Origin of the sequence: Microcoleus sp. EPA2, assembly GCA_020882975.1 — a bacterium.
Lineage (GTDB): Bacteria > Cyanobacteriota > Cyanobacteriia > Cyanobacteriales > Microcoleaceae > Microcoleus.
Window position 1 is genome coordinate 34,494 of sequence record JAHRFD010000035.1, and the last position, 11,826, is coordinate 46,319.

At 44.9% G+C, this 11,826-nt stretch carries 9 protein-coding genes and 1 tRNA gene; 2 read left to right on the forward strand and 8 right to left on the reverse strand.

Annotation, left to right across the window (positions count from 1 at the left end; all coding sequences use genetic code 11):
• Positions 1–240 precede the first annotated feature (240 nt).
• From AAFP14_RS22965 to AAFP14_RS22985, 5 genes are all read right to left on the reverse strand, one after another.
• Entirely contained in the window at positions 241–438 is a 198-nt protein-coding gene (locus AAFP14_RS22965; protein WP_341734507.1) for a hypothetical protein, read from the reverse strand.
• Positions 439–668: 230 nt separating this feature from the next.
• Complete coding sequence (locus AAFP14_RS22970; RefSeq protein ID WP_341734508.1) at positions 669–1,028, reverse strand: NIL domain-containing protein; 360 nt, start codon at positions 1,026–1,028, stop codon at positions 669–671.
• 211 nt (positions 1,029–1,239) lie between these two features.
• A complete protein-coding gene (cysW, locus tag AAFP14_RS22975) occupies positions 1,240–2,118 on the reverse strand; it encodes a sulfate ABC transporter permease subunit CysW (protein ID WP_341734509.1) in 879 nt (292 codons plus the stop codon).
• On the reverse strand, positions 2,108–2,968 hold the full coding sequence (gene cysT / locus AAFP14_RS22980) for a sulfate ABC transporter permease subunit CysT (protein WP_341734510.1): 861 nt from the start codon (positions 2,966–2,968) through the stop codon (positions 2,108–2,110). The genes cysW and cysT overlap by 11 nt, the downstream gene beginning before the upstream one ends.
• A 192-nt stretch (positions 2,969–3,160) precedes the next feature.
• A complete protein-coding gene (locus AAFP14_RS22985; RefSeq protein ID WP_341734511.1) occupies positions 3,161–4,309 on the reverse strand; it encodes a sulfate ABC transporter substrate-binding protein in 1,149 nt (382 codons plus the stop codon).
• A gap of 538 nt (positions 4,310–4,847) precedes the next feature.
• Here AAFP14_RS22985 and AAFP14_RS22990 point away from each other — a divergent pair.
• Together AAFP14_RS22990 and AAFP14_RS22995 are read left to right on the forward strand one after the other, a co-directional pair.
• On the forward strand, positions 4,848–7,007 hold the full coding sequence (locus AAFP14_RS22990) for a WD40 repeat domain-containing protein (protein ID WP_341734512.1): 2,160 nt from the start codon (positions 4,848–4,850) through the stop codon (positions 7,005–7,007).
• Positions 7,008–7,162: 155 nt separating this feature from the next.
• Positions 7,163–7,235, forward strand: a tRNA-Thr gene (locus AAFP14_RS22995).
• A 479-nt stretch (positions 7,236–7,714) separates the two neighbouring features.
• Here AAFP14_RS22995 and AAFP14_RS23000 read toward each other — a convergent pair.
• The 3 genes from AAFP14_RS23000 to AAFP14_RS23010 all read right to left on the reverse strand — a co-directional run.
• On the reverse strand, positions 7,715–8,134 hold the full coding sequence (locus AAFP14_RS23000) for a KGK domain-containing protein (protein ID WP_341734513.1): 420 nt from the start codon (positions 8,132–8,134) through the stop codon (positions 7,715–7,717).
• Positions 8,135–8,350: 216 nt separating this feature from the next.
• Entirely contained in the window at positions 8,351–9,421 is a 1,071-nt protein-coding gene (gene ccsB, locus AAFP14_RS23005; RefSeq protein ID WP_341734514.1) for a c-type cytochrome biogenesis protein CcsB, read from the reverse strand.
• Between the two features lie 178 nt (positions 9,422–9,599).
• Positions 9,600–11,826, reverse strand: a 2,227-nt coding sequence (locus AAFP14_RS23010) for a CHAT domain-containing protein (RefSeq protein WP_341734515.1), incomplete at its 5' end; no start/stop codon positions are given.

Below are 11,826 nucleotides of genomic sequence, written 5' to 3' on the forward strand. Positions count from 1 at the left end.
GTGCTTGGATACAATAAGTTATTTAATTTGATTGCTTAGAACTCTCCCCTAGCAAATTTGTTCCTGTTTTTACAAACATCTTTTTATATACTTTTATATATTATTACGCCCCACATTTTCTGTTTAAATTAAACTTATTACCACAATTCATGAAAAATGTCAATACTAAGATAGGTAAATAACTGTTGCAAAAAACAGAATACCCATTGAACAGGTCGGGTATCTCACAGCCCTGGGTCCTTAGTGATGGTTAATTAGTCCTAGAGTTTGACACTCAAAGAGTTTTCCGGTCTTAAAAAAAGTTTGACGAGCGAAATAAACCCCACTGTTGTAAAGTTTACCTGATTGTTGGCAGAGATACTCCAACAATGCTTTAACTTCTTTGGTTGGAGACAGTAATACTTGCTGAACTCCCATTTTGTTTTGAGGTTTAGTCACCTCTATTTTCCTGAATATTGGTTGATTTGTCTACTTTTAGCTATTATACTAGATATCTCAAGCTCCCTCAATAAAATATTTAGAAATAAAGAAATAAAAAAAGAAATAAAGAAAAAAAAAAGACGGGGACTGAAGTCCCTCGCGCAGCTTCCCTAGGAAGGACTGAAGTCTCCCTCGTTTCCCCCATCCCGTATTAATTTGATGAGTTCGGGGTAATTAGTGATGGTGAGTTACCAACTTTCCTCAACGGGATTATTGGAATTACTCCAAATTTCCACATCTAAATCATTGAGATAAATCAGAGCACTCTCAATCTGATTCGCCGGACCATTTAGTTCCAAATCAAACCAACCGTCATCAGAATTTTTGACCCCCAAGAAAGCAGCATTAAAATTAACCTTTAAACCGTATTCAGAAATCAGGTTAGAGATGACTGGTTCCTGATGGTATTCTTTAGGAACGCGAATGCGAATCCGGGTTTGAGTTGGTCTGGTATCACCGATTTCAGATTTGGGAAGGTCTGATTCTTGAGTTTTATGAAAATTGTCGATGGGTTCAAATTGAGATTCGCTACGATTGTGATCTAACATTTCAACCTCCGAATGTTTGTTACAATTAATTTGTTCTTTGTTATTGGTTATTTGTTCTTTGTTATTGGTTATTTGTTGTTTGTGATGGCAACGTTTGCGATTAATAAATCGCGGAGTCGAAGGGTGATTGGTTATTTGCTACTTGCTTCCAACAACCAACAACCAACAACCAATAACCAATAACTAATAAATAATAACCAATGACTACTGACTATTCTTCAACTTCTTTGATGCTAGTTTTTCGTTCCAAAATCTCCTTAAGTACGAGAGTAACAACTGCTAAAAGACCCAAAACAACCGCCGCGGAAAAAGCCGCTTGCGTCGCATACTGCTTGTAAGCATCCTCTACAAACAGAGGCAAAGTTTGGGTTTTTTTAGCAATATTTCCCGAAACCACAGAAACAGCTCCAAATTCTCCCATGGCTCTAGCATTAGTCAAAATTACTCCGTAAAGCAATCCCCAGCGAATACTGGGAAGAGTGACATTCCAGAAAATTTGCCAGTCATTTGCACCCAAAGTTTTCGCCGCCTCTTCTTGATCGGTTCCGACTTCTTCCAACACCGGAATTACTTCGCGAGCCACAAAAGGTAGAGTGACAAAAGCAGTAGCCAGCACCATTCCCGGAAAGGCAAAAATTACCCTAATATTAGCAGCTTCCAGCCACGGACCGAACCATCCCAACCGACCGTAAAGCAGTACAATCATTAAGCCAGCCACTACGGGAGATATGGCAAATGGGACATCTAAAATGCTGATTAATAGCGTGCGGCCCGGAAATTTATTGCGACCAATTACCCAGGCGGCGCACAAACCGAATACGGTATTAATAGGCACAACAATTAAAGAAATCACCAGGGTAAGTTGGGCGGCGTGCAGAAAATCTGGCGAGGTTAAGTTAGCAAAAAATGGCTCTACTCCTTTTTTGAAAGCTTGGTAAAAAACGTTGAGGGTGGGGATAAATAAGACGAGAGCCAGATAGGCGATCGCAATGGTGATTAAAGTTGGCTTAACCCAGGGTTTTTCCTGACTCTGCGTCGAACTACCCCCCGGAAGTTTGTAATCGGTGGATGAATTGATATTAGCCGTCATAGCGCCTTCTCCATGCTTGTAAAAGATTAATTGCAAACAGCATACTTAGGGAAATACCTAACATGACAGTACCGATAACTGTGGCTCCTGCATAGTCATACTGTTCCAATCTTTGAAAAATTAAAACAGGGGCGATTAAATCTTTGAACGGTATGTTAGAGGCGACAATTACAGTAGAACCGTACTCGCCAACCGCTCGCGAAAATCCTAGGGCAACTCCGGTTAAAATAGACGGAAATAGGGGCGGCAAAACTACTCGCCAAAAGGTTTGAAATTGAGAAGCACCTAGACACCAAGCTGCTTCTTCGATGTCTTTTTCCATCTCGTTTAAAACTGGCTGTACAGTTCGGACGATAAATGGCAAGGAAATAAATATCATCGCTATACCTACGCCCAAGCGAGTAAAGGAGATTTTGATTCCCAAGGGTGCAAACAGCGAACCAATCCAGCCGTTGTCGCTGTAAACTGTGGCGAGAGTTAAACCTGCAACGGAAGTGGGCAGTGCAAAGGGCAAATCGACGATCGCATCGATAATCCTTTTTAAGGGAAAGTTGTAACGCACTAAAACCCAGGCAATTAATGTTCCGAACAATCCGTTAATTAATGCTGCAATTAATGCCGTAACGAAGGTGACATCGTAGGCGGAAAGGGCGATGGGACTTGTGGCAATTGCCCAAAATTCGGCGGGGTTTGCGGTGCTGGCTTTCAAGAGCATGGCGGCCACTGGGAGCAATAGCATGAGGCTCAGGTAGCCGAGGGTGATTCCCCAAGGTAGTGTGATTTTGCCGATCGCCCTTTTGATCTGCTTAATCGGAGATTGAGGATTATTGGTTGGAGAAGATACAGTCATATAAGAATAGTTTTGAGTTGAGAAGAATTGCCCTAGGGGAGGGTTTTACCGATCGCATTAAAGTACAACTCATAGTCCGGCAAGGGTTGAAACCCCTGCCTCAAAGCTAAAGTCCTCTTGCATAGGACTCAAGAGAAGAATTTTCAACTCATTAGTCCTCGACCGAAGACTTTAGCTATGTCCCTACAGCTACTACCGTTTAATTGAACCTTGGATTTTGTCAAAAACAGCTCCGTCATCGAAGAATTTTTTCTGAATTTCTCCCCAACCTCCTAAATCTTGAGCTGTAAAAAGAGTTTTGATGGCGGGATATTTTTGGGCAAATTCTGGTTCCGCGGCCACTGTCGCATCTACTGGGCGGAATCCGGCTTTGGCAAATTCTCGTTGAGCTTCTGGGGTGTACAGAAATTTGATGAAGGCTTCGGCTACTTCCTTGGTGCCGTGTTTGGTGACATTTTTATCAACAATGGCGATGGGATTGTCGATAGAAACATTGACTTCGGGAATAGTATAAGTCGGTTTTTCCCCTTTCTGACCAGCCAAAATAATCTCGTTTTCGTAGTTGATTAAGGCGTCGCCTTGGCCTTGTTTGAAAAATACGTCGGTGGCTTCGCGGGCATCTTTAGTCAGGATGGGGACATTTTTGTAGACTTTGCTAGTCAAGTCCAATGCTTTGGTATCGTCTCCTCCGGTTTTGAGCACCGAACCCCAAAGTGCGAGAAAATTCCAGCGAGCTACCCCCGATGTTTTGGGATCGGCGGTAATCAGTTTCACTCCGCCTTTGCTTAAATCTTCCCAGTTTTTGATGCCTTTAGGATTGCCATCACGGGTGACTATGGCTGCTACAGATTTGCTGACTATGGCTTCGTTAGGGACTTCTTTTTCCCACCCAGGCTCAATTAGTCCGGCGTTTTCGATTTTTTTGGTGTCGAGGGCGAGGGCTAGGTGTACGATGTCTGCTTCTAAGCCGTCAATTACGGCTCTGGTTTGGGAACCGGAACCGCCGTAGCTTTGGTTGAAGGTGACGGTTTGGCCCTGTTCTTTTTGCCACTTTTCTACGAATTTGGGAATTATGGCTTCGTGGGCGGCTTTGGTGACGGCGAAGGAAACGAGGGTTAATTCTACGTTGCTTTTGTTGGCGCCTTGGCTAGCAGCCCCGCCGGGATTGGCTCCGGGATTGTTGTTGCTACTGGGGCTGCATGATGCGATCGCAAAACTTAATGTGATTCCCAGTAAAAATAGCGACACAAAGCTTTTAAGCGAAGTCAATAATTGACTTTTGCCCACTGGCTGCGGTTGTGATTGGCGAAGACGTTGACTTAGGCGTTGCCACGGACTCATTATATTGGTTCCTTTACTGAAAGTACGGTTATTAGGTCGGAATACCGTAATTATTGTCATGAGTTCAAATCATATACGAGAGCGAGTAAAATGGCAATAGGAAAATTACTAGGCAGCAGGTCCGGGCGATCGAATATGCCTGAGTCTCTTTTATCAGTGTTTTGTAGGCGGATTTACGGTAAAATGTAAAGAATATACAAACTATTAATTTAAGGTGTGGATAACTAGGTGAGGCGGTGCGATCGGTTAAATCCCAAGGCGACGCTAATAAATCCCCGCCTAGTCACAAAAAATTTTAACTTTTAAGCTATCGTAGATTTTTTTATTCATTTTGAACGGGCGCTAAAAAATCCCGCTCGATCGGCAAAAGACCAAAGGTAAAAAGGCATCAGAAACAGGCTCACACTCTTCCATTCCCCAACTCATGCAACGCTTCGTGTTGTGATTGATGCAGCAATCTCACCAACTCACAACTATACAATTTAGCTATTTCCGTCTGTTCCTCTTCCTGGCCATCATTTTATATGTGTAGTAACTTATGTCCTTATTCCCCCCCATTTCAGACGCGCTAATTGAACTGTTGAAGCCGATTGCCAACGAACTGGGAGAAAGATTGGGAGCAAGCGCTGTCAACGAACGTTTTGCAGAAATTGAACCATCGGCTTCTTCAACTTTAAATCAACAAATCAAAAAAGACCCCCGCTGGATTAAAGCACAGGTTAAATATTTGCAGCGACAACAGGCGAGAGAAGAAGAATTAATGGAGATAGCCAATATAAATGAAGAATGGGTCAAAGAAGAACGCACTAATCGCATTAAGGCAGAAGAATTGAGAGATAGACGGGCAATTAGTCGGCTATGTCGCGAATTAATGCGCGAGTTTCAAGCAGAAGCAATTCGAGTTAAGCTGAGCGAAATTCAAATTGTTTGGGACCGAGACAACTGGTTTTCTAATTTGAGCAGACAGGAAACCGAACAAATTTTGCAGCAGCAGCAACACCGATTGCTGTTATTAGTTGCTCCTGCCAAAATTAGCCAAGATTGCCCCGACTCCTTTCGCCACAATCTGAATATCGAACTTCCGGGAAAGTTAAGAGCTTTTTTGAACCAACACTATCCTCAGTACGGAGATTTGTGTCCTGTTCAGTTTTACGGAGATTATTTCAAAAAGCCCATTTCTGATATTGATGTGGAGCGGTTACAGACTGTATTGTCTCCAGTGCCGACTGCTATATTGTATAGCGATATCAGCGACTATGAAGTGAATTTTCATGTCGGGTTTTGGGGAGTGATTAATCAAAGTGTTTCTTTAGTGGCGATGCAGCCTTGGAATTGGGAAGAAGTTTACCATCAGTTGGAAGCAGAGGGGAAAAATCCCAAGATTAGCCTGCGAATAATTCGGCAGATTATTGTGACTATTCACAAGTTATTGGCTGCATTTTTAGCAGATTTGTATTATCTTAATATTGATTTTACCCACGAACCTCAGCTATTTAATTTAAAGGAAGAATTCGCTCAAGAATGGTTTTCTCAAGATTGGGAATTGCCATACATTGAAACTCTCAAAGAAATTCAGAAACAGCAGCGAATAGCCTATGAGGGGGAAATGCGACGGCTGGCACTTCGAGAAGCTAAGGCTAAGGCGGAACGCAAGCGTTTGGAGGAGAATGAACTCAAACGTAGAGAAGAAGCCTTGGCGGTATCGCAACGGGCAAAGGAATTGGCTTATAAGTTAAAAAATCATCAATGGCGCTGCGTACACACGCTACCGGGACATTCATCTTTTGTTAATTCTTTGGCGATTAGTCCTGATGGTCTCACTTTGGCTAGCGGTAGTTGGGATAAAACTATTAAGATTTGGAATTTAGAAACCGGGGAATTAATTGGTACTCTAACTGGACATTCCGATCGAGTAAATTCGGTGGCTATTAGTTCGGATGGGCAAATTCTAGCCAGCGGTAGTTCGGACGAGACTATTAAATTTTGGAATTTGTATAATGGCGAATTGCTGTGTACTTTTCCCGGACATTCTATGGAGGTGAATTCCGTGGCGATTAGCCCCAACGGGCGAGTAATTGCTAGCTGTGGTGGGGCGGATAATACGATTAAACTTTGGAATTTGCGTAGTGGGGAGTTGCTGCGGACTTTGAAGGGTCATTCTGATAATGTGAATGCGGTGGTTTTTAGCCCGGATGGTAACATTTTGGCGAGCGGGAGTTCTGATGCCACGAGTAAGATTTGGGATGTGGAAACGGGGAAATTGTTGCGGACTCTTTCGGGGTTGAATGTTGGGGTGAATTCTGTGGCGATCGGACCTGATGGCAAGATTTTGGCTAGTGTTAGTAATGATTATACGATTAAGTTGCGGAATTTGCAGACTGGCAGTTTGTTGCGGATTTTAAATTTTAATTATGACAAAGATAATGGTGTGCCGACTTTAGGAAGTAATGAGGGTGTGCATATTTTGCAGAATTATGTGAGTCGGGGCGATTCGGTGGTGATTAGTGGGGATGGTTTGACTTTGGCTAGTGGCTGCGATGATAATACGGTGAAAATTTGGAATTTGCAGACTGGGGAGTTGTTGAGCACTCTTAAGGGTCATGGGGGTACGGTGTATTCGGTGGCGATCGCACCTTTGGGCAATATACTGGTCAGTGGAAGTGCGGATGAGACGATTAAGATTTGGCGGTGTGATTAGTCAGTGCGCAGTTGGTGGTGGACAGTTTGTGGTTGCTTCTGAGAAAGATCGTTGGGGTTCAGCCTTTGTGGGGAGGGCTTTTGGGCGAATTAGAAAAAAAACTTGGCTGGGGGGGTTGCGCTAATGGCGATCGGTTTGCTATATTAGTTTATGTTGCTGGTGTAACTCAGTTGGTAGAGTAGCTGATTTGTAATCAGCCTGTCGCAGGTTCAAATCCTGTCACCAGCTTTAAAAAAGAATTCGTGAAAGCCTCGTGCGTTCGCGAATTTTTAATTTTAAGTAGCCCTAAACTGTATTTTGTTTTTATATTAATTCCGGTTGTATCGGAATGATTTAACCGCGAAGGCGCTAAGGACGCGAAGGAAGAGAAGAGAGAGTTTAATACAGGAGGATGAAAAGAGCATTTGATATTATATCAATTCTGGTGGCATCCGAAGAGAATTGGTAATGGGTAATGGGTAATGGGTAATTGGTAATGGGTAATTGGTAATTGGTAATTGGTAATTGGTAATGCCCTTCCCCCCAAGGGGGGGGCAGGGGGGGGTTCCCCATTATCCATTACCCACCTACCTGAGAAAGGCTATACTCAGCGCTGGCTAGAGTTGGGGAAGAATTTTTTAGTTATTGGTTATGAGTTCTCAGAAACAAGAATCAACAATCAATAAACAACAAACAACAACTAAAAACCAACTAAATTATACTGGTTTTTAGCTCCACATTCCTACACTATGACGGTTGTTATCGCGATACTTATACCGCGGAAAAGTCATATTTTCTGGTGAATCCTGGAGAGTTAAGCCGTTGTTTTCCGTAACTGGAGACGTGATATTTTGGGTATTTTCTGGTGCGGTATCTGAGTCCTCGGAAGCAGCCGGAAGAGATTTTTGTTCTATTTCCTGTTCGTCGGCGTAAAACTCCAGGCGCACTCTGACTTTTCCTTTTGTCCAGGCTTTACCTGCACTCAAAAGTTCGCAATCCATACCGTCTAAAAACAATCTTTCTTCTAGGAGTTTTGACTGCATAATAGTCAAAAATTCGCTAACTTTGAAAGTACATTGATACATCAAAGCGCTGGCGGGAGTAGACAAAACATCGTCTTCTCGGAGAAAAACTTTTGCTTGTTTCATATCTATTGAATTTTCAGGAAATAGTTGACTGTTCGATGTTGATTTTTTGCTGTTTCTAGTGGTGTTTTGTTAGCAGCTATTAACCTAAAATAATTCGCAACAACTAACTGTTGAATTTTGGTTGATAGGTGGTGTTATTAGTTATTTGTTAACAGCTACTAATCACAAGTAACTAATAACAAATAACTCAGTAACAATAACTGTTAATGGTTTTTATTAGAAAAACCAACCGTAGGAATGTAAACCCTTGCCTAACAAATTAACGCCTAGATAACAAATCCAAACCACCACAAAACCTGTGGCTGCTAAGATGGCTGGGCGTCTTCCCTGCCAGCCGCGGGTGATGCGGGCGTGGAGGTAGGCTGCAAACACTAACCAAGTAATCAATGCCCAGGTTTCTTTCGGGTCCCAACTCCAGTAAGAACCCCAAGCTTCGTTGGCCCAAACACCGCCGGCAATAATGCCAATAGTCAGTAAAGGAAATCCTAAACCGATGATGCGATAGCTAATGTTATCAAGAGTGGATGCGAGATTCAAGCGCTGGGGCGAGAGAATTTCTGCGGTTTGAGATTGATGGTGGGAAGAGGTTTGAACTGGTGCTAGTTCTAGGACTGCGGTGGTTGCCGAACCGTTATTGCTGGAATTGAAAGAGGGTTCGCTGAATGCTAATCCACTGTCGGCTGCGGTGGCCGCAATTTGAGGTTCGGGGTTTTGAGGGCGTTGGAGGCGGTAGTTGTTGTGGCGATTGCCGTTGGTACCGAAGGAACTGCCGGTGAGTTCGATTTTTTGACCGCGGGTGACTACTAAAAAGGCGATCGCCAGTAGCGCTCCTACCATTAAAGTTGCATAACTCAGCATCATGACGCTGACGTGCATCATCAGCCAGTTGGATTTGAGGGCTGGTACTAGGGGTTCCGCCGACTGCATGGTTGCGGGTAGGGTGAGGGCTGCAAAGGCGGAAATGGCCATGGCTACGGGGGATGTGGCTACTCCTACTAAGCGCGATCTACTCATGTTTTCGGCGACTAGATGGATGGCGGTGATTCCCCAAGTGAGGAAAAATAGGGATTCGTAAAGGTTGCTCAGAGGGAAGTAGCCGGCTTCTATCCATCGAGCACCGAGTAGGGCGGCGATGGATAGATTGGCGATTGCCATTCCGGCGGTACCGAGGGCTGACAAGTAGGGAATGCCGGGAAAAGCAGCCCCAACCCAGTAAACGAGCATTGTTGAGAGGAGAACGGCAAAGGAGATGTTGTCCAGCCAGTTCTGGAGTACAACCAGATCCATAAAAATTACCCCGGTAAAGTTTTCATTTGTTTGATACTAACTAGATCGATCGTACTGGGATTCGGGATTTTTGGGTGATGGAGAGGGGCTTTAGATTCCCGACTTTTTTCAGAAGTGGGGACTCTGAGTATGCTGTGGTGTTAGCGGTTGCTTGGGAGAGTCGATCGACTAATATTGACTACCAAGGATTGCCAATAATTCTAAAAGCCGACCAATAATAGGGATGAGAAAAATTCCCACTGCCTGTATTGGACATTGAAGGTGGCAGAGGCAAGCTTCCAGAAGAAGTGTGCAGCACTCCCCCTTCAATGCGGACGGTTTGGCGCAACATCGCTAATTGTGCTTGTCGCAGGGCTTCTGCCTTAATCGGAGCATTTTTTAACTGGCTATAAAACTCGGACATCAATCCCAAACTCCCCTCATCGCTCACATACCAGAGAGTAGCTAGAGCCGATTTAACACCTGCTTGCACCGCTAACCCGCCAAAGCCCAACTCTGCATCCCGATCGCCCACAGCAGTCCTGCAAGCACTCAAAACCAACAGTTCAACTTGCGGGCTGTCCCAGTTCATTTGTCGCAACTGATCTAAGCGCAATTTAGTATCCCACAATTGAATGAAAGAATTGCTGGGGTCTCCCGATCTAAATTCGGCGTGGGTAGCCAGGTGAATCATGCCAAAGGGTTGCTGCTGGCGCTGGGATTTCAAATTGGCCAGAGTGAAAGCTTGGTTCAAGAAAGACTTGCCAGGCCACTCCTGCCGAGCGATGGTGGATACCTCTATTTCCACCGCAGGTAAAGGACTCATATTCGCAAATTCGGATGCCCCCATGGCCAGAAGTTGGGTATCTTTGAAATTGCTAGTGCTGGTATCGGTCAAACTGAGACTGGGCATGGAGCCGACACTGTAACGTTCGATCAGAAAACCTTTGCCGTCGTGGAGGGCGGCCATGGGTACCGATCGCAGCCCCAGATCTGAGATAAAAGATAAATTGTTAATGCCTCGCGCTTGAAGCTCGGCATCGACGGGGGCTACCATCATTTGATAAAGCTGCTGAGCTACAGGCAAATAACTTTTAGTATTGCGCTTCACCGGATTAGTAACTTCATTGCGAAATTTCTTAACTAAGGCTAGGACTTCGGTGCGGGAGGTGAGGGGTATCCTCCGGCGAATGGGTTCGCCAGAACCAGTTACCAGTATTATTTCTAGTTCCTCGCTGTTGGGGATTTGCTGTTCTACTCGCAAGATTGAAGAACCGCTGTAGGGGCGATCGACAATAGTATTACCTTTGGGTAGAAAAGTGATGTAGATCAGAGCTGGTTTAATGCCTGTGGCTTTTTCAATCGCACTAAGCTTTTTTTGAGCATCTTCTAGGGTAGCGATCGCATTTGTCGATGGCAAATTTAGATAATTAACAAAATCCCTGGTCAATCTTTCTTCTATGGGAAAAATAACTGTGTCCAAGTTCGTTTGCCAATTAGAAACATTGATATTGCTGGGTGAAAGTAAATTAGGCTGTTGTAAGGAATTAGATATTTGATAAAGCTGTTGTGAGTTCGGGGAAAATACAGGATTTGCGATCGGTAGGGGATTCACTGGGAGTGTGGGAGGCAGAGTCGGTTTGGGTATGGTGTCGAGATTAATGGGCGCGACGGCAGGCACAACAGGTATCCCATTAACTGAAACTGCCGGAGGTGAGACTGTTGCTACTGTTAGCGGTGGTGTTTGGATGGTGGGAGTGTTAGGCACAACTGTGATAGGTGCTGGTGTTTGGATGGTGGGAGTGTTAGGCACAACTGTGATAGGTGCTGGTGTTTGGATGATGGGGGCGTTAGGCACAACTGTGATGGGTGTTGGTGTTTGGATGGTGGGGGCGTTAGGCTCAACTGTGATGGGTGTTGGTGTTTGGATGATGGGAGCGATCGGCTCAACTGTGATGGGTGTTGGTGTTTGGATGGTGGGGGCGTTAGGCTCAACTGTGATGGGTGTTGGTGTTTGGATGATGGGGGCGTTAGGCTCAACTGTGATGGGTGTTGGTGTTTGGATGATGGGAGCGTTAGGCTCAACTGTGATGGGTGTTGGTGTTTGGATGATGGGGGCGTTAGGCTCAACTGTGATGGGTGTTGGTGTTTGGATGATGGGGGCGTTAGGCACAACTGTGATAGGTGCTGGTGTTTGGATGGTGGGGGCGATCGGCTCAACTGTGATGGGTGTTGGTGCTGGCGCAGGAGTTGGTGCAGGTACAACAGTGACGGTTTCTGGTGTAGGTGCTGGTGCGGGGGCAGGCGCAGGAGTTGGTGCAGGTGCTGGTGCGGGAGTTGGTGCTGGCGCGGGAGTTGGTGCAGGTGCAGGAGTTGGTGCAGGTGCAGGAGTTGGTGCAGGTGCAGGTACAACAGTGACCGTCACT

Coding starts and splice junctions, on each gene's coding strand:
- AAFP14_RS22970 (WP_341734508.1), bottom strand. CDS start 1,028: ATGTTAGATCACAATCGTAGCGAATCTCAATTTGAACCCATCGACAAT.
- cysW (WP_341734509.1), bottom strand. CDS start 2,118: ATGACGGCTAATATCAATTCATCCACCGATTACAAACTTCCGGGGGGT.
- cysT (WP_341734510.1), bottom strand. CDS start 2,968: ATGACTGTATCTTCTCCAACCAATAATCCTCAATCTCCGATTAAGCAG.
- AAFP14_RS22985 (WP_341734511.1), bottom strand. CDS start 4,309: ATGAGTCCGTGGCAACGCCTAAGTCAACGTCTTCGCCAATCACAACCG.
- AAFP14_RS22990 (WP_341734512.1), top strand. CDS start 4,848: ATGTCCTTATTCCCCCCCATTTCAGACGCGCTAATTGAACTGTTGAAG.
- AAFP14_RS23000 (WP_341734513.1), bottom strand. CDS start 8,134: ATGAAACAAGCAAAAGTTTTTCTCCGAGAAGACGATGTTTTGTCTACT.
- ccsB (WP_341734514.1), bottom strand. CDS start 9,421: ATGGATCTGGTTGTACTCCAGAACTGGCTGGACAACATCTCCTTTGCC.